Consider the following 24,909-nt stretch of genomic DNA (forward strand, 5'->3'; position numbering starts at 1 on the left):
TCATGGAACTCTTTCCACAATGTGGAAATTGATGGGTTCCGGTGCTATCTATTGCTGCCCCGGGCGGCGATATTCCAGAACAGGGACCGACAGCAATGGCCAGATCCGGCACCGACAGCAGCGGCAATGTCCAGGTCCTGGGCCGCGCCATTGCCATCCTGAACCATCTGGCCCAGGCCGATGGCGGGGCCAGCCTGACGGAAGTGGCGACGGGTGTTGGTCTGGCTGCATCCACGGCGCACCGGCTGCTGACATCGCTGGAGTCGGAACGGTATGTGCGCTTCGATGCCGAAACCAGACTATGGTCCGTGGGTGTGCAGGCCTTCATCGCCGGCAATGGCTTCCTGCGCACCCGCGACGTGGTGCGCATGGCCCGCCCCCATATGCGTGCCTTGATGGAAGCCAGCGGGGAGACGGTCAATCTGGCAATCGAGGATCAGGGGGCGGCCGTTTATCTGGCGCAGGTGGAATGCCGGGAGATGATGCGCACCTTCGCCCGGCTGGGCGCGCGGGTACCGATGCATTGCTCGGGCGTGGGCAAGGCGCTGTTGTCCGCACTGGCCCCGGCCGGCCTGGACCGGCATGCCGCCCGGCACGGGCTGGCCCGGATGACGGCGCGCACCGTGACGGGGCTGGCCGATCTTCACGCGGACTTGGCGGCGAGCCGCGCCCGCGGCTATGCCATCGATGACGAGGAACATGCCGTGGGACTGCGCTGCGTGGCCGCCACGGTCTTCAACGAACATGGTGATCCGGTCTGTGCGGTGTCCCTGTCCGGGCCCATGGCGCGCATCACGGATGGCCGCATCGCCACGCTGGGCGGCCTGGCGCGGGAGGCAGCCTTGCGCATCACGGCGGAGATTGGCGGCCGCCCCCCGGCAGATTTGGGTCCGGCCGGATGATGGCCGGATGATGTACGTGCCTTCGGCCTTGATAGGCCATTCGGAATAAAGCACAACGCTTAGCGTCAAGTCCCGGTTCAGGGGGTAGTATAAGGCTCCGGAATCGTTTTTGTTGATGGCAGGACAGGGTGAGTATGAGGAGTGACCAGCGGATACTGGTTGTCGAGGATGAATTTCTGATCGCCATTCATGTCGCCGACATCATGGCCGATCTGGGGTTCATCGTTGCCGGTCCCGTGGGCAGCGTCGGACAGGCCCTGACGCTGGCCGACCAGGACCGCATCGACGGGGCCGTCCTGGACGTCAACCTTTCCGGACAGTTGGTGTTTCCGCTGGCCGCGGCACTGGCTGAACGGGATATCCCCTTCATCCTGACCAGCGGATACGATGCCGGTGGCCTGCCGCCCGAATGGCGGTCACGACCCCACCTGCGTAAGCCGGTGGAGGAGCGGGAACTGGCCCGGTTGGCGCTGGCGACCTTCTGTCCGCAGATGCATGAGACGCTGTCCGACGCCTGACGGGCGCGATGGACGGGGAAGGGTGATGAAGTGCCGCGTATCCTGTTGGTGGAGGATAGTCCGACCCAGGCCCTGCGCCTGCGTCTCCTGCTGGAGGACGAAGGGTACGGCGTGGAACAGGTGGACAGTGCGGAAGCGGCCCTGCCGGTTCTGAACCGCACATTGCCGCACCTGCTGATCGTGGATCACCACCTGCCCGGCCTGCAGGGGGCGGATTTGTGCCGGCTGATCCGCCTGCATGTGGCCACCCTTTCCATGCCGATCCTGATGCTGACCGCGGACGAGACGCCGCAGCGTCAGCGGGAGGGGCTGGAAAGCGGGGCCGACGATTTCCTGCCGAAATCGACCGACCCGTCGCTGCTGCTGCTGCGGGTGGCGCAATTGCTGCGGCATGCGCGGCGCGACGCGGATGTCGATGTTCTGCCCCAAACCCATTTCCGCCAGCCCCAGGCCCTGATGGTGGGGTTCGACCCCGGCCCGGCAGAGGACCTGCGCGGCCTGCTGCTGGAGGAAGGTTGCCATATCCAGACCGTGCGGGAAGGTGCCACGGCGCTGCCCATGCTGGCCCACGGCGCCTTCGACGTGGCCTTGATCGCGGAAGTGCTGCCCGATATGGACGGGCTGGCGCTCTGCCGGCGCTACCACCGGGCCGACGATGCGCAGACAGCAATGATCCTGGCCCATCGCGGCGACCTGGATCAGCATTCGGTGCGCGACATCCTGGCCACGGGCGCCGACGACCTGTTCACCGAGGATGCACTGCCGCCGCTGCGGGCCCGGCTGCGGGCCATTCTGCGCCGCCGGTATCTGGAAGAGCAGAACCGCCGCCTGCTGGCCGATTTCCGCGAACGCGAGGGACGGGCCCTGCAATTGGAGGCGGAGCGCAACGCCGCCCGCACCCGCGCCCTGCTGGCCGATCAGTTGGCGGCAGCCAACCGGCGGCTGGCCGATCAGGCATTGATCACCACCACGATCACGCGCAACGTGCCGTCGGGACTGGTGCTGACCGACGCCGACGGCGTTGCCACCTATCTCAATCCGCCGGCCATGGAATTGCTGGGCGATGACGTGCCCAGTGCCGATCTTTTCGGTCGGCTGGGCCTGCTGCGCAAACCCGGTGCCGCCATCCCCGCCGTGGCGGAAGAAGCGGCATCGCTGGTTGCACCGGATGGGCGGGTGGTGCCCGTGCTGTTCTCCATCACGCCGCTGGACGGGGATCCGGGCCCGTCCGGGGCCGTTGTCCAGATCATCGATGTGACCGAACGCCGGCAGGCGGAGGAACGCCAGGCCCTGCTGATGGCGGAATTGTCGCACCGGGTGAAGAACACGCTGGCCACCGTCCTGTCCATCGGCAGCCAGACGCGCCGCCGGCACGCCACGACGGACGATTTCTGGCGCTCGTTCGAAGGGCGGCTGCGCGCCCTGTCGGAGACGCATAACCTTCTGGCCGACCATTTCTGGGAATGGGTGCGCCTGGACGAGGTGGTCCGGCACGAGGTCAATCCCTATGCCCAGGAACCCCAGGATGTCGATCTGGACGGACCCGTGGTGGAGTTGCGTCCCAAGGCAGCGCTGGCCCTGGCCCTGATCTTCCACGAACTGTCGACCAACGCCGCCAAGTACGGGGCCTTCTCACAGCCCGGCGGGCATGTCTGCGTGCGGTGGGCCCTGCCCGATGAACAGCCGGGCGATGCCGGGCCGCGCATCGTGCTGGATTGGAAGGAAACAGGTGGGCCACCCGCCAACCGGCCGGGACCGGCCGGTTTCGGGTCCACACTGATCCAGCGATCCATCGCCTATGAGCTTCAGGGCTCCTCCTCGCTGCTGTTCGAGGAGGATGGCATACGCTGCCATCTGGAATTCCCGATGGGGGACGTCATCCGCCGCCGGGCCGGGCGGGAGGGCGGCTGACCGCAGCGGCGCTGTCAGGCCGGTCGCGCAGGCAGATCAGCGTCTGCTGGCCGACCGCCACCATGCTGCGGCTGTCGGCAGTGCAGCCGAACACCTCCAACTGGCAGACGGTCAGGGTGCGCCCGGCCTTCACCACGCGGCCCACGGCTTCCAGATAGTCGCCCTGGCCGGGGTTCAGGAGGTTCAGCTTGAACTCCACGGTCAGGACCGAGCTGTCGGCTGGAAAGAGCGTGAAGCCCGCATAGCCGCCCGCGCTGTCCGCGATGGCCGAACTGCCGCCCGCATGAAAATAGCCATGCTGCTGTGTCAGTTCCGGTCGATAGGGCATTTGGATGATGGCCAGGCCATGGCCCAGCCGGTGCAGGCGCGCCCCCAGATGCGCCATCAGCCCCTGTCGGGCGAAACTGTCGCGCACCCTCTGTTCCACATCCGCCGTCAGTGGCGCCCCGATTTCCGCCATGCTTTCGGTCCTCCCGGCCTGGTTTGCAGTTCGAACCGATCCTATCGGCCGCAGATCGGGTTCAGGCATGAGAAAATCTGAACCAGGCGTGAAGGCGATTTCATCCTTGCCGGTATTGCCGATGCTGTCGGCCGCTCATGCTTGCCATCTGGCGACATGGTCCCGCACGAAAGCGATCCTTGCCGCCACGGGGGCAAGCGGCAAGGCGATCGGGCTGTAGCCATGGGCGCGATAGGCGTCCTCCATGGCGCGGCAGGTCGCCGCCGCTTCGTCCGCATCCTGGCGTCTCTCCGCGTCCTGTACATAGATCGCGGGCCAGGGCGGGGCCACGAAGACAAAGGGATGATAACGGAACAGAGATGCCGCCCGCGCGGCATGCCCCGGCACTGGCAGCCCGCAATGGCGCAGATAGCCGATGACGTCGATGATGCCGCGGTCGAAAACCACAGGCGCCTTGCCGTGGCGGCCGGCCTCATGATGGGACCGCATCTCCCAGCCCAGCATCTGTTCGGCAAACGACGCGCGATCGGCCCATGGCAACGCCGTGCCGGCAATGGCCATCTGGTCCCGGATGATGGCGCGTCCCGCTTCCGGCATGCATATCATGCCTTGGGCCTGCAGGGCTTCGGCCAGGGTGGTCTTACCTGATCCAGGGCCGCCGGTGATAACAAAATAGTTTTTCATTCAATATCTTATTGATGTTTGCTGAAGTGATCTGAAAGCGGATTCGGCTTGCCTCTCGGCGGATGCCGCCGGATGGCCGGGTGCCCAGGCCGGGATCTGCCCGGACAGCAGCCAGGCAAGCGCCACGGGCCACAGGCTATCCTTGAACCGGTCATGGAAGAAGGCGAAATGACCGATGGCCTTCTGGCCGATCTCACGCGGGGCGATACGCCAATGGGTCCGGTGGCTGTTCGTGAAATAGTCCAGCAGCCGGTCGATGGCCGTCACGGTGCCATGCGGATCATCTTCCAGCCCGATGGCCAGTGTGGGTGCCGTCACCTGACGGAAGCGCAGCGCCAGATGGTCGCCCTCCCGCTGGCCGTCATGCATGCGGCCGGGGCGGACCGTATCCTCGAACCGGGCGCGCATCCGGCTCCAGTCACGGACCACGCCGGCGGGCAGATCCTCCATCCAGCCCAGCCGCCGGGCCGGAAGATACCCCAGAAGGGCCGTCAGGGCGGGCATGACGAGATGCCATTTCACGACCATGCGCCAGCGCCGGTCGCCTGCATAGTCGCGCCAGTAAGCATATTGCGCGCCGACCGTCAGGATGCGCCGCACCACACCGTTGGACGGAGCCAGCCCGATGGCGAAGCCGCCGATGGAATGACCGACCACCTGCAATGGCTGGCCGGGAAAGGCGGCCTGGGCGTAGCGCAGCAGGGCCTCCAGGTCCTTCTCGCCCCAATCGGCCCAATCGGCCCTCAATCCGCGCAGGGACGATGGGCGCGACTCGCCGATGCCACGATAATCATAGGTCAGCACGTCGAAGCCATTGGCGTGGAGATAGGCCGCAAAGCGTGCGTAATAGCGGCAGCGCACGGCGGTTGCGGCCGTGATGACGACAAGCGGCCGGCCCGGGCGGCTTTCCCCATGGCTCCAGATGAAGCCGCCCAGCGGCATGCCATCGCCTGCCATGACGCGGAAGGGAACGCCGGTCCGGTCCTGCCGTGCCAGCGCGGGCGGGGCGATATCCGGCATGCTGTCCCTCCGTTTCCCGTCATCGCGTGATCGGGTACAGGATCGGGCCGGCCGGCGCCGCTGTCGAATGAACAAGTCCGGTTCGTGGCTGAGGCTTGTTCACCCGTGCCCGCAAGGGGTCAGGAGCGCTCCACCGCGCCGGGGAAACGGTCCACCTTGCGCAGGGCCGGGAACAGCACGCACCAGAGCGCCACGATGGCCAGCGTGCCCATGCCGCCGACAATGACCGAGATGCTGGCGCCCCACCAATGGGCTGTGACGCCGGATTCGAACTCCCCCAACTGGTTGGACGCACCGATGAACAGGCTGCTGACGGCGCTGACGCGGCCGCGCATGTCGTCGGGCGTTTCCAGTTGCACCAGTGATTGCCGGATGAAGACGCTGATCATGTCCACCGCCCCCATGACGACCAGGGCACCGCCGGCCACCAGTGCCGACGCGGTGGAACCGAAGATGATGGTGCAGATGCCGAACACGGCCACACTGACATAAAGCGTCAGGCCCACGCGCCGGCGCACGGGCCGGAAGGCCAGGAGCAGGCCCGTGGCCAGCGCCCCGACCGAGGGGCTGGCCCGCAGCAGGCCGACCATTTCCGGTCCGGCATGGAACTGGTCCTTGGCCAGTACCGGCAGCAGTGCTGTCGCCCCGCCCAGCAGCACGGCGAACAGGTCCATGGAGATGGCGCCCAGCACGATGGGCTTGCCCCAGATGAAGCGGAAGCCCGCGAACAGCGTTTCCAGGCTGATCTTCTTCACCGCCTCGGGCCGGACCCTGGGGGCCAGCCTGATGAAGCAGACCAGGGTGAAGGCCACGGCGAACAGGCCGGCGCTGACCGCGAAGACCCAATGGCCGATCAGGCCATAGATCAGCCCGCCAAGGGCCGGGCCCACGATGGCCGCCCCCTGCCATGCTGTTGAATTCAGGGCCACGGCGCGCGGGAAGATGGCGCGCGGCACAAGGTTGGGGACCAGGGATGCGGCCGCCGGCATTTCGAATGCCCGGGCGGTGCCCAGGATGATGACGGCAATGAAGGCTGGCCAGATGGCGCTGTTGTCGTCCCACAGGGCGAACCACAGAACCAGCATGGCCGTCACTTCCAGCCCCTGGCAGAAATTGATGACCCGGCGCCGGTCGAACCGGTCCGCCACATGGCCCGTGACCAGCACCAGCAGGATGGATGGCAGGAATTCCGCCAGCCCGACGAAGCCCAGCGCCATGACACTGCCCGACACGTCATAGATGCGCCAGCCCGTGGCCACGATCTGCATCTGCAAGGCCAGGATCGAACAGATGCGGGCGAACCAGTAAAGCCGATAGGGCACATAGGCGAAGGGACTGGTCGGCTGATCGACCGGAGAAGCGTCGGACATGGAACCGGGACCGGGTGGCGGGCGGGCGGGCGGGCGGGCGGGCGGGAACTATGCGCCGCGCCCTTGCGGTGCGATAAGGGCGCATCCTGCAAGGCAGGGCCGCGCGGGACCGTTGGCATGGGGGAAGGGAGCGGCGGGGATTCTGGCGGCAATCATGTGTTCCGTCATGTTTTTTCAACCGCTTGCGCATGCTGAAATCGGTTCGGTACGGCGTTCGCAGGCCCTATGATGGGATTCGCTTTCAGGGGGACCGGATGTCGATCAAGGATGATGTGGTTGTGCGCGTGGCCCAGCGCCGGGACGTGCCGGAGATGGTGGCCTTGCTGGGCGATGACATGCTGGGCCGCACCCGTGAGCAGGATGGCGACCTGGAACCCTATTACGAGGCCTGGGACGAGATCATGCTGGACCCCAGCGCGGAAATCCTGGTGCTGGACCTGGACGGGCGCGTCATCGGCATGGCGCAGTTGAATTATGCCCGCGGCCTGGGTCGCCGCGGCATGCGCCGCTGCACCATCGAGGCGGTGCGCGTCGCTTCGTCCTTCCGGTCGAAGGGGCTGGGCGCCGTCCTGATCGAGAATTGCCTTGATATGGCACGGGCACGCGGCTGCGGGCTGGTGCAGCTTGCCACCGACAAGCGACGGACCGATGCGCACAGGTTCTACCAGCGCCTTGGCTTTGATGCTTCGCATGAGGGCATGAAGCTGTATTTGTAACGGACGGTAGCCAGAATGACGGCTCCCATCCGTTGACCAGGAGATTGCAGTACATGTCCAGCGCTTCCACCCCCGTCCGCGTCGCCATCCTTGGCGCTTCCGGCTATACGGGTGCCGAGCTGATGCGATTGCTGCTGCGCCATCCCCATGTGCGCATCACCGCCCTGACGGGGGAGCGGGCGGCCGGCAAGCCGGTGGCCGAGGTGTTCCCCCACCTGGCCCCCTACGACCTGCCGGCCCTGACACGGATCGCCGATGTGGATTGGACGGGGGTTGATTTCGTCTTCTGCGGTCTGCCGCACGGCACCACGCAGGAAGTGATCGCCGCATTGCCGGCCCATGTCCGGATCTGCGACCTGTCGGCTGATTTCCGCCTGTTCGATGTCGCCACCTATGCCGAATGGTATGGCCATGCCCACAAGGCCCCGGTCTTGCAGGAAACCGCCGTCTATGGCCTGGCCGAGATGGCGCGTGACCAGGTGGCCGGGGCGCGGCTGGTGGCCAATCCCGGCTGCTATCCGACCGCATCGCTGCTGCCGCTGCTGCCGCTGCTGCGCCAGGGACTGATCGCCGGTGATGACATCATCATCGATGCCAAGTCCGGCGTGTCGGGTGCCGGCCGCGATGCCAAGCAGGGCAGCCTCTATTGCGAGGTCGCCGAGGGCATGCATGCCTATGGCATCGCATCCCACCGCCACGCGCCGGAGATCGAGCAGAGCCTGGGCTGGGCCGCGGGCCGCACCGATCTGCGGGTTGCCTTCACCCCGCATCTGATCCCCATGAACCGGGGCATGATGGCCACCACCTATGTCCGCCTGAAGGACGGGGCAACGGCCGCCGACCTGCGCGCGACCCTGGAACAGACCTATGCGGGGGAGGCATTCGTCAAGGTCCTTTCCCCCGGCGTCGGCCCGCAGACCCGTCACGTGACCGGGTCCAACCTGGCTTTGATCAATGTCTTCCCCGACCGCATCCCCGGCCGTGCCATCCTGGTATCGGTCATCGACAACCTGATGAAGGGCGCTTCCGGTCAGGCCGTGCAGAATTTCAACATCATGCACGGCTTCGACGAAACGCTCGGCCTCGACGTTATACCGGTGTTCCCATGATCCAGACCCGTGCCATCCCGACCGTCCTGCCTTACCAGGGCAAGGTTCCCGTCATCGATCCGACGGCGTTCCTGTCCAACGCCGTCGTCATCGGTGACGTTGAGATCGGTGCCGGCAGCAATATCTGGTTCAACGTGACCATCCGGGGCGACGTGCATTCCATCCGCATCGGAAAGAACACGAACATCCAGGATGGCAGCGTCGTGCATTGCACCAAGAACCGGTTCAGCACGACGATCGGCGACAATGTCACCATCGGTCACCTGGCCCTGCTGCATGGCTGCGTGGTGGAGGATGGGGCCTTCATCGGCATGAAGGCCTGTGTCATGGACGGGGTCGTCGTGGAGTCGGGCGCCATGGTCGCGGCGGGGGCGCTGGTCACGCCGGGCAAGCGGGTGAAGTCCGGGGAATTGTGGGGCGGCAGCCCGGCCCGCTTCCTGCGCGCCCTGACGGAAGAGGACCTGCGGATACAGATGTCCATCGCCCCGCATTACGCGGAAATGGCGCAGACCTATCTGGAGGAGGTCGGCGGCGGCGTCGAATGACGCGGCCGCATGCCGTCCGTCAGAATGCCATGGCCGGGGGGCGGTCAGCGTCCCCGGCGGCTGACAATGTAATAGACCGCCCCCACCACGCCCCAGGCCGACAGCATGGCATAGGGGCGCCAGTCCGCCTCGAACCCCACGACAATCAGCACCAGTGACGACAAGGTTCCCAGGCCTGCTACCAGCAGCATCTGGGGCTTGGGCAGCTTGAAGCCGGCACGGTCATACAGATCGGGATGGTCCCGGGTGACGCGGGCCGCCGCCAGACAGATGGTGCCATATTTGACCAGATTGGGAATGTTCACCGCCAGGAACAGGAATGTGAGTTCCATGGGCAGGAACAGGCCCACGCAGCCCAGCGCGAAAACGGCCAGCAATGCCATGTAGGGCGTCTGCCAGGTCGGATGCACACGGGCCAGCGCTGCCGGCAGCACGCCCGCCCTGGCCATGGCGAACAGGCTGCGGCTGAACAGCATGAAAAGGCCGTTCAGGGACTTGCCAATGGAAGCGGTGGCGGCCAGCACGATCAGCGGAATGGCGGCCGGGCCCATGAAGCGCTGCGCCGCCTCCAGGATCGGTGCCTCGCTGGCGCCCAGGTCACCGGCCCCCAGTACGCCCAGCGCCACGAAGGCGACGCCCAGATAGAGCAGTGTCGCCGACCCGATCGACAGGGCGATGCCCAGCGGGATGTTGCGGCGGCTGTTCTTCACTTCGCTGCCGGCCTCCGTCGCCGCCTCGATCCCGGCAAACAGGCCGGTCAGGATGGGGGCGGCGGCGATCACGGCCATCCAGCCGTGCGGTGTGAAAGGCGTCAGGTGCGACAGGTCGACTGCCGTGCCGGCACCCCAGACGATGAATATCGCGAACAGCACCACCACCAGGGCCATCAGCACCTTCTGCGCCCGGGCCGCGATATGCACCCCGAACAGATTGGCCAGCAGGGCCATCACGAACAGGGCGAACATGGTGGGTTTGGTTGGCAAGGGCACGATCATGGAGAGATAGCGCACCAGCACCAGGGCCAGCACGACCATGGCCCCCATATTGGCCACCAGCCGCAGCCAGGTGATGAAGAAGGCCACCTTGGGATGAACGAACCGCGCCGGCCATTCATAGGATGCGCCGGAAACGGGCAGGGTGGAGCCCAGGAAGGCATAGCTGACGGCGATCAGGAAGATCGGCAGCGCACCGACCAGAACCGATAGCAGCATGGCCGGCCCCGCCAGCCCCGCCGCCGGCGCCATGGCCGAGAAGATGGCCACCCCCACGGCCGATCCCAGGCCCAGCGCCACCACGCCCCCCAGATCGATACCCTGCCGCAATTCCGGTGCATCGGGGATAGGCTTGGCATCTGTCATCACGGGGCGTTCCTGGTTCTGGCTGCTTCATGCGCGGTTCATGCGGCTCTGCCGCTGTTCTGGCAGGATAGGGTATGCGGGTGGGGAAGTTTTTCCGGGTTTGGGCCGGTTGTGGAAGTTTCTATGCCCCTTGGATGCCGGCAGCACCCCTGGATGGAATGGGGTCTGTTATCCGGGTATGCCATCCGGGTATGCCTGTTACGGCGCTGGCGGTCTGCGGCCGATCGATATTATCCTCGGTATGATCTGTTTCCGGAAAGTTGATACCGGATAATGCCCGATCATTGGATAATGATATTGGGAATATCCCCAAGCCGGGATCAGCATGCCGGACGGGTGAGATTACAGGGAGCCAGGGGAAATCCATGTCCGAGGAACTATCCGCCGCAGATATCCGCATTCTGGAGCAGTTGCAGAAGGATGCGTCTCTCTCCACCGGCGAACTGGCGGATAAGGTCGGCCTGTCCCAGTCGCCCTGCTGGCGCCGCCTGCAGCGGTTGAAGGAGGAAGGCTATATCAAGGGGCAGGTGGCCCTGCTCAACCGGGAAAAGCTGGGCCCGGGCATGGTGATCTTCGCCGTCATCAAGATGACGACGCTGACGGACGAACAGCGCGCGCAGTTCATACGAACCATCGAGCTGACGCCACAAATCCTTGAATGCTATACAATTTTTGGGGAAATGGACATCATGCTGAAGGTCGATGCCATGTCCATGCCCTGGTATCAGGAATTCATCTTCAATGTGCTTCTGAAGCTGCCGGGCGTGGTGGATGTGCAATCCACCGTGACCTTGAAGGAGATGAAATACACCACGGCCCTGCCGCTGCGCGGCGGCAAGGCCTTGTAGCCCGCCTATCGCCGCTTCGGTCCGATAAGGGACCAGTAGCGGGAGGGAAACAGGCGCTGGAACAGTTCGGCCATGCGGGCATCCCGGCCCACCAGCACGCGGTCACGGCGCTGTTCGATGGCTCTGACGATGATCTCCCCGGCTTCGGCCGGCGGCATCTTCAGCATGCGCCCCGCCAGAGCCTTCTGCTCCGCCCGCATTTCCGGCGTCATGTCCTTGTGCTGGCGCGCGCTGGCGGCGATGGCGGTGGCGACCCCGCCCGGATGCACGACCGTTACGCCGATCCGGCTGCCGGCCAGTTCATGGCGCAGGGCTTCGCTGAAGCCGCGCACGGCGAACTTGCTGGCGGCATAGGCGGCCTGTCCCGGCGGCGCGATGATGCCGAAGATGCTGGACAGGTTCACCAGCCTGGCATCGTCGCTGTCCGACAATAGCGGCAGGAAGGCGCGGGTCATGCGCACGACACCCTGGAAATTGATATTCATCAGCCAGTCGAAATCCGCCGCCGACACCTGCCGGAATGTACCGCTTAACGCCACGCCGGCATTGTTGACCAGGATGTCGGCGCCGCCATGTTCGGCCGTCACCAGGGCCGGGAAGGCCGCGATGGCGGCAGCGTCGCCGACATCCAGCGCATAGGCACTGGCAGGGACGCCATGATCACCGGCGGCGGTCAGGGCGGTGGCCTTTGCCGCGTCGGGGTCGATATCAGTCAGTACCAGCCCGCAGCCGCGCCGGGCCAGGGACATGGCAATGGCGCGGCCGATGCCGCCGCCGGCGCCGGTGATCACGGCCGTGCGGCCTTGCAGTCGCATGGGTCGGGTCATGGTGTGTCCCCATCGGGTCGGGTCCGGCCCGGGCCATGGAAGGCCAGGGTGCCGTCGGCGGGGCCGGACAGGTGGAAGGAGGCGAGATCGGCCAGATAATTCTGATGCACGCGCCAGGGCGGATTTTCCCCCTGGGCCGGCAGATGCGGGGCTGCGCGCAGGACATAACCGGAATTGAAGCCCAGCAGAGGTTCCCGGCCCGGCCCGGCCGTTGCCGACCGGGGCACGCAGACCGTCAGCCCCTGCCGGTCCATATGGTTCAGCAGGCGGCAGACCTGCCGCGCCGTCAGATCGCATTTCAAGGTCCAGGAGGCGTTCACATAGCCGAAGGCCAGGGCGAGGTTCGGCACATCGCCCAGCATCATGCCCCGGTAGACCAGACGGTCGGCCAGATCGACGGGCACGCCGTCAACCCGCAATTCCGCCCCGCCCAGCAGACGCATCTCCAGGCCTGTGGCCGTGACGATGATGTCCGCCGGCAGTTCCTCCCCCGTTTCCAGCCGGATGCCATCGGACGTGAAACCGGTGATGCGACCTGTGACGATGCCCGCGCGGCCCGTCTTGAGTGCCGCGAACAGGTCTCCGTCGGGGACCAGGCAGACACGCTGGTCCCAGGGGGCATAGGCCGGTGTGAAATGCCGGTCGACATCGATGCCGCTGCCAAGCGCCGCGCGGATGGCCTCGATGATGTGCCGCTTCACCTGCTCCGGCCGCCTTTTGGCCAGCCGGTAGGTCAGCAGGCTCCACCCGATATATTTCCAGCGCACCAGGGCGGAGGCCGGACCGTCCGGCAGCCAGCGGTAAAGGCGGTCGGCCAGACCATCATGCCGCGGCCGGGAGACAATATAGGTGGGGGAGCGCTGCAGCATCGTCACCTGAGCGCCCCGTTCCGCCAGGGCCGGCACCAGGGTCACGGCCGTGGCCCCGCTGCCGATGACGATGACGCGGCGGCCGGCCAGGGGCAGGTCCTGCGGCCAGTGCTGGGGATGGACGATGCGGCCCCCGAAACTGTCGGCCCCCGGAAAATCCGGTGCGAAGCCGCGGTCATAGCGATAATAGCCGCTGCACAGATAAAGAAACGCGCAACGGACCCGCCGGTCCCCGTCCGGCGTGGACAGCGTCACGGTCCACGCCTGTTCGTCGCTGGACCAGTTGGCCGCCGTGACCCGGCAGTTGAAGCGGATATGGGACATCAGCCCATAGGCCCGGGCCGTATCCTCGATATAGTCGCGGATGGCGGGCCCATCGGCGATGGCCGCCTTTCCCTTCCAGGGACGGAAGGGAAAGCCCAGCGTATGCATGTCGCTGTCGGACCGGATGCCGGGATAGCGGAAAAGGTCCCACGTGCCGCCGATCCGGTCGCGCGCTTCCACGATGGCCCATTTCTTCTGCGGGCAATGCATGGTCAGGCGGCAGGCGGCATCGATGCCGGACAGGCCGGCCCCGACGATCAGCACATCCAGCTTCTCGATCGGGTCCTGGTCGGCATAGGGGGGGGATTGGGTATCGGGGGGCATCGATGCCTCCTATTATTTACATTAATGTAAATATCATGGGTGGTCGGTCAGGCAAAGCACTTTCCGTAGGGGAAAGTGGACCGTTTGCGATCCCTTGACGGCTGCTGAAACCCTCGACCGGCGGCGGATGCCGTCCTATGGTGGCCACCATGCCGACAGAGAATCCGCCCCCAACCCGGCGCCCGCGCCGTACACCCGAGGAAGTCCGCCGTCTGGCGCTGGAGGCAGCGCGCGCCTGCCTGCTGGAGGCCGGCCCCGGTGCCTTGACGTTGCAGGAGGTGGGACGGCGGATCGGCATGACGCATGTCAACCTGATCCACCATTTCGGATCGGCGGCGGGTCTTCAGGCGGCGCTGATGGGCAGCATGCTGGAAGATCTGAACGACGCGCTCGGCAAGGCCGTCGCCAAGATCCTGTCGGAGGAGCCGGCGGCCCAGCGGGAAATGATCGACCTTGTGTTCGATGCCTTCGACCAGGGCGGCGCTGCGAAACTGGCGGCCTGGATCACATTGAGTGGTGAGACGGACCGGTTCCAGCCCATCCGCATGGCGGTTCAGTCGCTGGTGGATGATATCGGGCGCCGTCTGCCGCCGGACAGCGAGGTCACCATCGGGCGTATCAAGTCCAGCATCCTGTTCATCGCGCATAATGCCTTTGCTGATGCCCTGATCGGGGGTTTCATGCGGGACACGCTGGACCGGGAACCCGATGCGGCCCGCAAGATGGTCGCCCGGCTGCTGCCTTCCTTTTATTGACGGGCTGTTTATTGTCGGGTTCCGGTTCTGTCCGGAGGCCCCGTACCCCTGCCGTCCGGGGTGGCGGGAGGGGTACGGGGGAAGGGATCACCGTCGCGGGTCAGGGTAGCGTGGCGGCACCGCCGCTGACCCTCAGGCGGCCCTGCTGGCGGATATCGCCGGCGGAACTGCCGACCAGCAGCGTGTAGTCGCCGGGCTTCACCCGCCATTGCCCCGTTTCCTCATCCCAGGCCGCAAAGGCGCGCGGATCAAGGGTGAGGCTGACCTGCCGGCGCTCACCGGGCTGCAAGGCGACCTTGGTGAAGGCGCGTAACTGCCGGAGAGGCTCCGCCGCATCCCGGCTGGCCGGGGCGACATAGAGCTGCACCACCTCCTGCCCCGCCGGGCCGGCACTGTTGCGCAGGTCCAGCGTGACCGTCACCGGTTGCCCGCCGCGGATGCGCGATGGGGCCTTCAGCCTGCCATAGCTGAAGGTGGAGTAGGAAAGCCCGTGCCCGAAGGGATAGAGCGGCGTCACGCCCCGGGCCTCCAGCCCGCGATAACCCACCAGCAGCCCTTCGGCATAATCGCTGTCCAGGGCGGCCAGATCCATGGGGATATCGCCGTCCGCCGCCGGAAAGCTGACGGGCAGCCTGCCCGACGGATTGGCCTTGCCGAACAGCAGGTCGGCCAGGGCGCGCGACCCTTCCTGTCCCGGCAGCCAGAGCTGCAGGATGGCCCCGGCCTCGTCCTTCCAGGGCATGGTGACGGCGGCGCCGCTGTTCACCACCACGACGGTGCGCCCGTTCGCGGCAGCCACGGCCCTGACCAGCCTGTCCTGCTCACCCGGCAGGGCCAGCGTCGTGCGGTCATAGCCTTCCCCTTCGGTCATGGAGGAGGAACCGACCAGCACGATCGCGGCATCCGCTTCCCGCGCGGCAGCGACCGCTGCTTCGAACGCCGGAAGCGGCTGCCGGATGCCCAGGACCAGCGCTTCGTATGGTGTCTGGCCCGTCGCATAGTCGAGCTGGAGCCGGTAACCGCGCCCGGCTTCCAGGTCCAGGGCAACGGTGCGGCGCAGGACGGGAAAGCCGATCACGTCACGTGGATCGGGTTGTCCCTTCACCGACCGGTCCAGGATCGTCTGGCCATCCAGCGACAGCACCGCACGGCCCGTCCCGCGCACGCTGAATTCGTGCCGTCCGCTGCGCTCCGGCCAGAACCAGCCCGACCAGCGCAGACCGGCATAGCCGATCGTCTTGGCATCGGGCACATTGCCGGCGATCCGCTTGACGAAGGTCGTTGCCTCCTCGCTGCGCAGCGGCGGGCCGGCCAGATCGGCCGTGGCGAAATAGTCCGCCTGCAACCCCCTGCGGCTGCGGGCCTCATCGGGGCTCAGCATGGCGGCATCGGCGGCGGGCGGCGTTTCCTCGTTATCCACGCCTTGGGCATGGATGATGCGGGTGCCGGGCAATGCCTCCCGCAGGGCAGCCAGCGGAGTGGGGATGGAGGCAAAGGGCACCACGGCCGAACTGCCGCCGCCCTGGACGCGGATGACATCGGCATTCGGGCCGATGACGGCCAGTGTGCGGATATCGGACGGCAGCGGCAGCAGGTCCTTGTTCTTCAGCAGCACGATCGCTTCACGCGCGGCGGTGCGGGCCAGTTCGGCATGGGCGGACTTCATGTCGGCCGGGATGGTGCCGTCGCCGCCTTCCCTGACCGTGGATCGCAGGATCAGGCGCAGCACGCGGCCGGCATTCTCGTCGATCTGGTCCAGGCCGACCTCGCCCTTTTCGACGGCCTGACGCAGCTTGTCTCCGAAATGGGCGGGCGGTCCCGGCATTTCCAGGTCCAGGCCCGCATTTGCGGCCGCCGCCGTGGCGTGGGTGGCGCCCCAGTCGGAAACGACCATGCCCGGATAGCCCCATTCCTTCTTCAGCAGGTCGGTCAGCAGCCAGCGGTTCTGCGTGGCATAGGTGCCGTTCAGCTTGTTGTAGGAGGCCATGACCGACCAGGGGTCGGCCTGCTTGACCACCGTTTCGAAGGCCGGCAGGTAGATTTCCCGCAGCGCGCGGGCCGACAGCCTGGCATTCACGAAGAAACGGTTGGTTTCCTGGTTGTTGGCGGCGAAATGCTTCAGGGAGACGCCGATCCCCTTCGCCTGCACACCCTGGACATAGCCCAGGCCCATCTGTGCCGAAAGGTGCGGGTCTTCCGAATAGGTTTCGAAATTTCGGCCCCATAGCGGGGTGCGCACGATGTTCACCGTGGGGGCCAGCAGTACCGACGCGCCGTGGGCCCGCGCCTCGTCCGCGATGGCCCCGCCGACCCGGCCGGCCAGTTCCGGATTCCAGGTTGCCGCCACGGCCACACCCACCGGGAACACGGTGGCCGGTATGTCATCGTGCGAGCGTACCCCGGTCGGCCCGTCGGTCATCTTGATCGAGGGCACGCCCAGCCGGGGCACGCCATTCAGTTCCATGATGCCGGCCCCGGCGAGAAGATCGATCTTCTCGTCCAGGGTCATCTGCCGGATCAACTCATCGACCTTCACGGTCAGTGCGGCGTGGGTCTGGCCGGCTGCCGCGGGGGCGGCATCGCCGGCCAGGGCGGGGGCCGGAAGATGACAGGTCATGGCCAGCGCGATGCCGGCCACCGCCAACCGGCCCAGCAAAGGCCTTCTCATTGGACCTCCGCCAGGGCGGCTTCGGTCTTGGCGAGCAATTCGTCGGTCAGGTGCCCCCCGGAATAGGGCTGAAGCTGGCGCAGGGAAAGGCCCTTCACCATCTCGTATTGCGGGATTTCCAGCAGGCCGGGCAGTGTGCTGGTCAGCGCCGCCTTGGCGCCTTCATGCGCGGCCAGTTCCTCGATCGGCGTATCGAGCGAAAATTTCGCTTCGGCCGCTGACGTCTGCGCGGCGGCCGTCTGGGCGGCCACGACGGGCACGGGCAGAAGGATCGCCATGGCGGTGAGAAGGGGGAGCAGGGTCTTCATTGGTCGCGTCTCCTGGATATGGCCGTTCCGTTTGACGGCTGCTTGTCGGGATGGGGTGCCTTGGCCGGGATGTCGCCCCTTCTGCATCAAGGCTGTTGCGGATCGGTGCAGATGAAATTGGTGGCGTCGTCGGTGGACCCGCTTCCCGTCCAGCGTGCCACCTGCGGATAGGCACAGAGCGGACGGGTACGCAGCGGCTTTGCCGGCAGGCCGAGATAGCCGAACATGTCGTTGTCATATTTTGTGGCGACGATACGGTCCGGGGCCGGGCCGCCCTGGCGCCACTGGTCCAGCGCTGCCAGCCCGTCGAAGACATTGGGGCCGGGGCCGGCCAGGCAGTGGGACATGCCGGGCGCCATGAACAGCCGCACCGAACCGGCGGCCTTTGCGCCGCTGGCCTCCAGCACGTCACGGTAAAAGTTCACCGTGTTCTGCGGCGGTATCGCGGCGTCGCCATAGCCGTGATAGAGGATCAGTTTGCCTCCGGCGGCGAAGAAGCGGCCCAGGTCGGGGCCGCCGGGCGTGATATCCGCCTGGATGGCCTGCGCCAAGGGATAGTCGGTCTCCAGGTTGAAATCCGCGGTCGTCCATTGCGGATTGCCATGCACGAAATAACGATAGAACTCGGTCGCGAACCGGCCCTGCTGTGCGCCCGGTCCTGTCAGCCAGAGATCCCAGGCGCCGGGCGTGGCCTCCGCCCCGGGCATGAAGCCGGGGAAGAAGGGACGGCCCTGCCCATCATGCGGTCCACGGTAAAGGGCGCGGGCCGATTGAACCTGCGCGGCCGTCAGGCAATCCGCGGCGTCACCCTGGCGGCAGGTCAACACGCCGGGGTCGAAGGCGCAGCGGCGCGGATCGTCGATCACACCGTCCACCACGCCATCATCCGCATCGCACCGGGCCAGCGCGGCTTTCTGCAGTAGTGGCAGCTTCGCGTTGGGAATGGCGCCGCCCGGCCGCCCGAACACGGCCCGGTCGTTCATCGCCTTGGCTGTGGCCAGCCGTGCCCAGGGCATGGCGGGCGCCCCCGCCAGGATGGCGTCATAATCGTCGGGGAAGCGCGAGGCTTCCATCAGCGCCTGACGCCCGCCATCCGAACAGCCATGGAAATAGCTGGCGGACAGGCGGCTATCATAGTAGGCGGCGATGACCCGCTTGGCCGTGGCCGCCGCCAGGTGATTGGCCCGCCAGCCATAATCGCGGATCCGTTCCGGCTGGCCCTGTGCCCAGGTGGCGTCGACATCGCTTTTGGCATGATGCCCCATGTCGCTGCCCACAGACGCATAGCCCCTGGCCACGCCGCCGCGCATCAGCAGTGACGGCACCATCATGTTGCTGCCGAAGCCGCCATTGCCCGCCCCCAGCAGCTTGCCGTTCCAGGCGGCCGCCTCCGGCAGCCAGACCTCGACCCGGATGGAAGAGGCCGGCGTCGGTGTCAGGCGCACCTGGACGCGGCAGAAGGCGGCGGGGGCCGGCAGGCCGATCGCGCCCTTGTCCGGCGTGACAGTGGCACCGGCCGTCACGGATGTCGCGGCTTCGACCGTGCCGTCCACCAGGGGCAGACCGGTCAACTCCTCGCACTGCGCGATGCGCGGGATGGCGGGAGGCGGTTCGACGGGGGTTCGGGCACAGCCGGCCAGAAGGGCGGCGATCGCCCCCATGGTCAGCAGCCCGGAATGGAAAAGGTTGTTTTTCATTTGGACAACAGTCCCCTGCTATCGAGCCAGGCCGCCAGGCGTGCCGTCCATTCGTCCGTAGGCTTGCCCTGCGGCTTCATGCCGAAGCCATGTCCGCCCGTCGGATAGGTGGTCAGGGCCACATCGCGGCCCGCGGCGCGCCAGGCATCGGCCAGGCGGGTCGTTTCCTTGTTGGATATGTTGTCATCCTCTGCCACCAGCGCGAAAAGGGGCGGGACCCCGGCAGGAACCGACAGCGGGTCGGGCAAAAGGCCGGGATATATCGCCATGGCGAAGTCGGGCCGGCTTGCCGGCTCCCCCGCCAGGATGGTCCAGACGGCAACGGCCCCGCCCGCGGAAAAGCCCATCAGGCCGATCCGGTCCGGCTTCACGCCATAGCGCGCCGCCTCCGCCCGCACATGGCGGACGGCCTGCTGGCCATCGGCCGTGGCCAAGGGACGCAGCGGGGCGAGTGCCGCCTCCATTTCTGCCGGCTTGGAAATGCGCTGGAACAGTTTCAGCGCCACATCCTCGCCCGTCGGGATCAGGCGGTAGCGCAGCACGAAGGCCGTGATCCCCATCCCGTTCAGCCATTTGGCGACGGCGATACCTTCGTTCTCGATCGACAGCATATGGAACCCGCCACCCGGTGCCACGATGACGGATGTGCCATTGGCCTTGCCGGGGTCGGGCTGGAAAACCAGCAGCGACGGGTTGGAGACGTTGCGCGCGATGGTGCCGAAGGGCATTCGGTCCTCCGTCACCTCCGGCCGCGTACCGGCGATGGTGCCTGGCGCCCCCTGGGGCCAGAGCGGGATGGCAGTGCCCTCCGACAGGGTCACGGCCCTGGCACAGCCGGCCAGCATCATGCCTAGGCTGCCGATGGTGAAAAGACGTCGGGAAAGGGACATCATGGCGTGGCCTCCCGTGCGGCGGTGATGGCGGTGATGACCGGTTCTGCGGCGGAAACGGCCTTTGTCTCCACACCGATGGACAGCATCTGCGGCCGGGCCGCGTCATAGCGTGGCCAGGCGGGCAGATCGCCGCCATTGGGGTCGCCCGTTTTCGCGAAGCGGGCCCACAGGTCGGCCATCAGGCGTGCGGTCGCCCGGTCGGCCGGCGCCGGTTCGTCACCGGCATGGCCGAGTGTTTCGAAATGATAGGGCATGTCGGTGGCATGGCCGGCACCGCTATCCTTTTCCCGCTTGGCTTCGGCAACATAGCCGAAGCGGTAAAGCCAGGTGGGGGCACCCGCCGCCGCATGGCGGCGGGCCAGCGCCACCGATGGTTCAACAAAGACAACATCGCTGGCGATGGAACGCCGCATGGCACCGGCGGAACCATAGGCGGCCTGCACGGCATCCTTGTTGATCTCCACAGCCTTCAGGTGGGGACCATTCAGGAACATGCGGAACAGGCCGGGCACAAAGCTGAATTCATCATCATTGGCCCCGACGATAAGGGGAACCGCCGGCTGTGCGCCGGCTGCGAACCGGGCCATCAACTCGCCATCGATGATCCGCCCGTCGGTGATGGGGCCGGAATAGGTCTTTTCCTCCTTGTCCAGCAGGGTGATGCCGCCGCGCACCTTGTCCGCCGGCAATGCCCGCAGGCCCGCCACTCCGTCGGCGGCACCGGCGGCCTTGGCGAAGGCGACACCACGGGCCTCCGCCGCCGCCAGACCGGGCCAGGCATCCCGCCCGCCGCCGGAAATGACCGCCGCCTTCTGGAACAGGCCGCGTGCCGAAGATGAGGCCATCAGGCGCGCCACGGACTCCCCGCCCGCCGATTCCCCGATGAAGGTGATGTTCGCCGGGTCGCCGCCGAAGGCCGCGATATTGCGCTGGACCCAGTGCAAGGCCGCGATCTGGTCCATGAATCCCCAATTGCCCGTCGGCCCGTCACCGCTTTCGGCCGTCAGGTCCGGATGGGCGAAGAAGCCGAAGCGTCCGAGCCGGTAATTGAAGGTGACGACGACAAGACCCCGGCCGGCCAGGCCGGCCCCGTCCATGACGGGGTTTGCGGCGCTGTCGGTGACGAAGCCGCCGCCCGGCACCCAGACCAGGACGGGCAGGGGCCTGCCGTCGGCACCGGCCGTATCGGGGGCCCAGACATTCAGATAAAGGCAATCCTCGGCCGGTGGCTGTGCCGGCTTGGCGCCGGGAAGGGGGTTCTGCATGCAGTCCGGGCCGAACCTGTCGGCCTTGCGCACCCCGTCCCAGGTGGCCGGCGGGGCCGGTGGCCGCCAACGCAGGCCGCCAACCGGCGGGGCGGCATAGGGAATGCCCCTGAAGGCGTTCACACCACCGGCTTGAACGCCTTCAATGCGCCCGCCCTCCACCGCCACGTGCGTGCCGGCCGCTGCCGGCGCGGTGGTCAGAAGCAGGGCCGTGACCAGGGCGATGATAGTCGAGCCTTTCATCGGGCGCCCTCCGTGGTGAAGCGGTGCGTGCCCGGTTCCACCGAATAGATGGTGAAGCGATCATTCCCGCCGGTGCGCCTTGCACCCTTGGGCACCGCGCGCACCGGGCCGAACCGCCGGGGCACCCATATGTCGCCCACACTGTTCGCCGGCACCTGCACCGTCAGGGTCAGCGCACCGTTCTCCACACGCCAGGCACTGGCGGCACGGCCGTGGACGGTCTGCATCGTGGCTTCCGCCCAGGCCAGCCCGTCGGGGATCTCCGGCCGGACAAGAACGCGCTTGTAGCCGGCATCACCGGGTCGCAGCCCCGCCAGGCGGGTGCGCATCCAATCGCCGATGGACGAGAAATAATGGTGGTTGCGGGACCGGCTGTTCAGGCTCCAGGTCTCGAACATGGTCTGGTGGCCGTTTTCGATCCACCAGCCCCAGCCCGGCTCGTCCGTGCGGGTGGCGATCCGGTAAGCCAGATCGGCATGGCCATGGTCGCTCAATACCTCCAGCAGATATCGCGTGCCGAACACGCCGGTGCGCAGCCCGTTCTTCTCCGCATCGGCGGCGATGGCGGCGGCCACCGACGCTTCCTGCCCGTCCGGCACCATGCCGAAGGCCAGCGGCAGGACATTTTGAATCTGCGTGGGCGGCCCCGCCACGCCCTTGCCGTCCATGGTGCGGTACCAGCCATTGCCGGCGTCCCAGTAACGGGCGTTGTAGGCCGCGCGGATGGCATTGGCCAGGGCACGGTAGCGGGCCGCATCCCCGTCGGCGCCGATCACCGCCGAACTGCGGGCCAGCAGATCGGCTTCCAGGAAGAAATAGGCGCTGGTCACCGCATCGATGCCACCACCGCGGGCATTCAGGATGTCCAGCGGCCCCGGCGGGCTCCATTCGCTGAGGCCCAACCGGCCGCGATAGTCCGGCGCCTTGAAGATGGTGGCGGTGTAATCGACCAGCCGCCGCTGCATCGCGTGGTTTTCCGCCAGGACGCGGGTGTCGCCATAGGTGGTGTAAAGTTCCCATGGCAGGATCAGTGCGGCGACATCCCAGGGCGGGGTGGGGCCCCAGACCAGGTTCCAGCCCGGCGTGTCCTGATAGCCGTAGAAGGGCGTGGTGGGGATCACCTCCGGCACCTCGCCGCTGTCGGCCTGGGCGTCCCGGAAATCGGCCAGCCATTTGGTGAAGACCCGCGCCACGTCCAGGCTGCGCACGGCCATGCCGGCCGATGCCTGCGCGTCGCCCGTCCAGCCGTTTTTCTCATAGGTCGGCGTGTCGGTCAGGAAGCCGTGCAGGTTGTTGAGGATGCTGGCGCGAGCGGCCGCGTCGATCCGGTCCAGCAGCGGGTTGGCGCTGGCGAAGCTGCCCGTGTCGGCCACGGCGGAATGCACGATCTCGGCTGTCAGCATGTCGTGTGCGGGCGGGCCGGTCAGCCCTTCGACCTGGATATAGCGGAAGCCGGCATAGCCGAAGCGCGGGGACCAGCGTTCCGTGCCCGTGCCCGCCAAAATGTAGCGGTAGGTCTGGAGCTGGGCGTTGATCAGTCCGGAGGCAGGGGCCACCAGCCCGGCATCGTCCAGCTTTTCCGCCGCCACCAGGGAGATGGTGGTGCCGCGCGGTCCATTGGCCTTCAGCACGGGCAGGCCGGAGATGATACGCCCGAAATCATAGACCCAGATGCCGGGCTGCACCTCGCGCATTTCCACGGGCTGGATCGTGGCGACAGGGGCGATGGGCTCGACATTGGCGAAATCGATGGTGCCGGCGGGGCCGGGGACGCGGCGGGCCGGCACCCAGCCCGTATCATCGAACCCCGCCTGTTTCCAGCCGTCGGGCGTCAGCCGCGCGTCATGGCGTTCCCCGCGATAGACACTGTCGGACAGGGTGGGGCCGGATTGGCTGCGCCAATCCCCGTCGCTGGTCACGACCTGTCGGGTTCCGTCGGCGAAATCGATCTCAAGCCGGGCCAGAAGGGCGGGATCGGCATGCCAGGGCGCGCGGTGGAAATACCATTCGTTGGGATCGGTGACCCCGTACCAGCCGCGTCCCAGTTCCGCCGCGACGACATTGTCACCCGGCCGCAGCCTGTCGGTCACATCCTCCACATAGGCCAGGACGCGCTTGTCATAAGCGGTGAAGCCGGCACCCAGCGATGTGGCGCCGACCATGCTGCCATTCAGCAGCAGCCGCGGCATGCCGGCCCCGGCCCAATAGAGGCGGGCGCGGGCCACGGGTTTGTCCGGCAGCGCGAAGGTTCGGCGCAGCAGCGGGGCCGGCGCCCCCAAAGGCAGCACGATGTCGACCGACGGCACACCAGCCGCAACCCGCAACCCGTCGGCACCGACATTGCCACCTGTGAAGGGGTTGTCGTTGCCGGCGAAGATGGTCTTTACCTCCGGCGACCCGGTACCGCCCACCCGCACCCCGTGGATTACGGCGGCATCGGCCTGGCGGGCCGTGAAGCCGACCGTGCCGTGCGTCTGGGTGGGGTCGGTCAGCCGGGCCACCTGCACCCCGTCCAGGATGGTGGTGATCTCCTGCCCCCTGGCCCGGACGGACAGGTTCAGGCGGCGATCCTTCAGCGGGCCGCCGGGCAGGCGGGCACGGGCCAGTTCCGTGGTCCGCATGCCGCCCGACTTGCCCCCGCCATAACGCCGGACGGACTGGACCAGGGTGGGGCCGTCCTTGGTGTCGGTCAGGGTCCAGACATAGGCTTCGCCGAACTTCTTCCCTTCGCCCCGGGCACGGAACAGGATGTCCAGTGCTGTGCCCTTCAGGGTCAGGTCGATATCCAGTTCCAGATCGGACCAGTCATGGACCGTCTGATCCGGTCCCGAAATCCACCCGGCCTGCCACTGGTCCGCATCCAGCAGGCCCATTTCCCACCAATCCGGCGGGCTCCAGGCGCCGGGGCGACCGTTGGCGTCCCAGACCATGACCTGCCACCAATAGCGTGTACCGGCGGCAAGCCGGTGGCCGGCATAAGGGATATGGACATTGTCGCCCGAAGCGACCTTGCCGCTGTCCCAGGCCAGCGGCCCCGTTTCCAGGGCCGCCGGGTCCTGTGCCACCCGGATGCGGTAGGCGGACTGGCGGGCGACCGGCGAAAGCCAGGCCAGACGCGGGGCCTGTTCGTCCAGGCCGATCGGGGTCACGGCATATTCCACCCGCAGACCCTGCGGCGGACCGTTTCCCGGTGTGCCGCAACCGGCCAGCACCAGCACCGCCGTGCAGGCTGCCCACTGCAACCGTCCCTTCAAGGCCTGCCGCCGTCCTTCGCCCCGCCGATCGTCCCGCATCG

At 66.9% G+C, this 24,909-nt stretch carries 21 protein-coding genes; 8 read left to right on the forward strand and 13 right to left on the reverse strand.

All coding sequences use genetic code 11. From position 1 onward, the window contains the following. Positions 1–95: 95 nt before the first annotated feature. From ACM9LZ_RS02095 to ACM9LZ_RS02105, 3 genes are all read left to right on the forward strand, one after another. Positions 96–902, forward strand: a complete 807-nt coding sequence (locus tag ACM9LZ_RS02095; RefSeq protein ID WP_416617679.1) for an IclR family transcriptional regulator — start codon at positions 96–98, stop codon at positions 900–902. A 134-nt stretch (positions 903–1,036) separates the two neighbouring features. Beyond that, a complete protein-coding gene (locus tag ACM9LZ_RS02100; protein ID WP_416617680.1) occupies positions 1,037–1,420 on the forward strand; it encodes a response regulator in 384 nt (127 codons plus the stop codon). A 30-nt stretch (positions 1,421–1,450) separates the two neighbouring features. Next, positions 1,451–3,331, forward strand: a complete 1,881-nt coding sequence (locus tag ACM9LZ_RS02105; RefSeq protein WP_416617681.1) for a response regulator — start codon at positions 1,451–1,453, stop codon at positions 3,329–3,331. Here ACM9LZ_RS02105 and ACM9LZ_RS02110 read toward each other — a convergent pair. The 4 genes from ACM9LZ_RS02110 to ACM9LZ_RS02125 form a co-directional block, all read right to left on the reverse strand. After that, a complete protein-coding gene (locus tag ACM9LZ_RS02110; RefSeq protein ID WP_416617682.1) occupies positions 3,297–3,791 on the reverse strand; it encodes a PaaI family thioesterase in 495 nt (164 codons plus the stop codon). The two genes, ACM9LZ_RS02105 and ACM9LZ_RS02110, sit on opposite strands and share 35 nt — an antisense overlap. A 135-nt stretch (positions 3,792–3,926) precedes the next feature. Then, positions 3,927–4,475, reverse strand: a complete 549-nt coding sequence (locus ACM9LZ_RS02115; RefSeq protein ID WP_416617683.1) for an AAA family ATPase — start codon at positions 4,473–4,475, stop codon at positions 3,927–3,929. After that, a complete protein-coding gene (locus ACM9LZ_RS02120; protein WP_416617684.1) occupies positions 4,476–5,495 on the reverse strand; it encodes an alpha/beta hydrolase family protein in 1,020 nt (339 codons plus the stop codon). A gap of 119 nt (positions 5,496–5,614) precedes the next feature. Then, positions 5,615–6,865, reverse strand: coding sequence for an MFS transporter (locus ACM9LZ_RS02125; RefSeq protein ID WP_416617685.1), 1,251 nt, complete (start codon positions 6,863–6,865; stop codon positions 5,615–5,617). Positions 6,866–7,119: 254 nt separating this feature from the next. Here ACM9LZ_RS02125 and ACM9LZ_RS02130 point away from each other — a divergent pair, with 254 nt between their 5' ends. The 3 genes from ACM9LZ_RS02130 to ACM9LZ_RS02140 are packed head-to-tail and all read left to right on the forward strand — an operon-like array spanning position 7,120 to position 9,235. Beyond that, entirely contained in the window at positions 7,120–7,581 is a 462-nt protein-coding gene (locus ACM9LZ_RS02130) for a GNAT family N-acetyltransferase (RefSeq protein ID WP_416617686.1), read from the forward strand. 53 nt (positions 7,582–7,634) lie between these two features. Continuing rightward, entirely contained in the window at positions 7,635–8,690 is a 1,056-nt protein-coding gene (gene argC, locus ACM9LZ_RS02135) for an N-acetyl-gamma-glutamyl-phosphate reductase (protein ID WP_416617687.1), read from the forward strand. Continuing rightward, positions 8,687–9,235 carry a gamma carbonic anhydrase family protein gene (locus tag ACM9LZ_RS02140; protein WP_416617688.1) on the forward strand — a complete coding sequence of 183 codons (549 nt, stop codon included), beginning with the start codon at positions 8,687–8,689 and terminating at the stop codon, positions 9,233–9,235. Before argC ends, ACM9LZ_RS02140 begins: the two co-directional genes overlap by 4 nt. A 44-nt stretch (positions 9,236–9,279) precedes the next feature. Here the strand turns inward: ACM9LZ_RS02140 and ACM9LZ_RS02145 are convergent, their stop codons facing one another. Next, on the reverse strand, positions 9,280–10,593 hold the full coding sequence (locus ACM9LZ_RS02145; protein WP_416617689.1) for an APC family permease: 1,314 nt from the start codon (positions 10,591–10,593) through the stop codon (positions 9,280–9,282). Between the two features lie 365 nt (positions 10,594–10,958). Between ACM9LZ_RS02145 and ACM9LZ_RS02150 the strand changes: the two genes are divergently transcribed. After that, complete coding sequence (locus tag ACM9LZ_RS02150) at positions 10,959–11,441, forward strand: Lrp/AsnC family transcriptional regulator (RefSeq protein WP_416617690.1); 483 nt, start codon at positions 10,959–10,961, stop codon at positions 11,439–11,441. A 5-nt stretch (positions 11,442–11,446) separates the two neighbouring features. Here the strand turns inward: ACM9LZ_RS02150 and ACM9LZ_RS02155 are convergent, their stop codons facing one another. Beyond that, positions 11,447–12,268 (reverse strand): SDR family NAD(P)-dependent oxidoreductase, encoded by an 822-nt coding sequence (locus ACM9LZ_RS02155; protein WP_416617691.1) that lies wholly within the window; start codon positions 12,266–12,268, stop codon positions 11,447–11,449. Next, a complete protein-coding gene (locus tag ACM9LZ_RS02160; protein ID WP_416617692.1) occupies positions 12,265–13,785 on the reverse strand; it encodes a flavin-containing monooxygenase in 1,521 nt (506 codons plus the stop codon). The genes ACM9LZ_RS02155 and ACM9LZ_RS02160 overlap by 4 nt, the downstream gene beginning before the upstream one ends. Before the next feature lie 149 nt (positions 13,786–13,934). On the opposite strand from ACM9LZ_RS02160, the gene ACM9LZ_RS02165 reads away from it, so the two are divergent. Next, the gene (locus tag ACM9LZ_RS02165; RefSeq protein WP_416617693.1) at positions 13,935–14,540 is read left to right on the forward strand and encodes a TetR/AcrR family transcriptional regulator; all 606 of its coding nucleotides are present in this window, start codon (positions 13,935–13,937) and stop codon (positions 14,538–14,540) included. 100 nt (positions 14,541–14,640) lie between these two features. Here ACM9LZ_RS02165 and ACM9LZ_RS02170 read toward each other — a convergent pair whose 3' ends face one another. The 6 genes from ACM9LZ_RS02170 to ACM9LZ_RS02195 all read right to left on the reverse strand — a co-directional run bounded on the left by ACM9LZ_RS02170 (position 14,641) and on the right by ACM9LZ_RS02195 (position 24,907). Further along, positions 14,641–17,208 (reverse strand): beta-glucosidase, encoded by a 2,568-nt coding sequence (locus ACM9LZ_RS02170; RefSeq protein ID WP_416617694.1) that lies wholly within the window; start codon positions 17,206–17,208, stop codon positions 14,641–14,643. Further along, on the reverse strand, positions 17,205–17,516 hold the full coding sequence (locus ACM9LZ_RS02175; protein WP_416617695.1) for a hypothetical protein: 312 nt from the start codon (positions 17,514–17,516) through the stop codon (positions 17,205–17,207). Before ACM9LZ_RS02175 ends, ACM9LZ_RS02170 begins: the two co-directional genes overlap by 4 nt. 86 nt (positions 17,517–17,602) lie before the next feature. After that, positions 17,603–19,213: a tannase/feruloyl esterase family alpha/beta hydrolase gene (locus ACM9LZ_RS02180; RefSeq protein WP_416617696.1), complete on the reverse strand. Its 1,611-nt coding sequence runs from the start codon at positions 19,211–19,213 to the stop codon at positions 17,603–17,605. Further along, positions 19,210–20,106 (reverse strand): alpha/beta hydrolase, encoded by an 897-nt coding sequence (locus ACM9LZ_RS02185; protein WP_416617697.1) that lies wholly within the window; start codon positions 20,104–20,106, stop codon positions 19,210–19,212. Before ACM9LZ_RS02185 ends, ACM9LZ_RS02180 begins: the two co-directional genes overlap by 4 nt. Continuing rightward, positions 20,103–21,614, reverse strand: coding sequence for a carboxylesterase/lipase family protein (locus tag ACM9LZ_RS02190; protein ID WP_416617698.1), 1,512 nt, complete (start codon positions 21,612–21,614; stop codon positions 20,103–20,105). The genes ACM9LZ_RS02185 and ACM9LZ_RS02190 overlap by 4 nt, the downstream gene beginning before the upstream one ends. Then, on the reverse strand, positions 21,611–24,907 hold the full coding sequence (locus tag ACM9LZ_RS02195; RefSeq protein WP_416617699.1) for a family 78 glycoside hydrolase catalytic domain: 3,297 nt from the start codon (positions 24,905–24,907) through the stop codon (positions 21,611–21,613). The genes ACM9LZ_RS02190 and ACM9LZ_RS02195 overlap by 4 nt, the downstream gene beginning before the upstream one ends. Between the last annotated feature and the right edge of the window lie 2 nt (positions 24,908–24,909).

This window comes from Niveispirillum fermenti (assembly GCF_048066175.1).
Classification (GTDB): Bacteria; Pseudomonadota; Alphaproteobacteria; order Azospirillales; family Azospirillaceae; genus Niveispirillum; species Niveispirillum fermenti.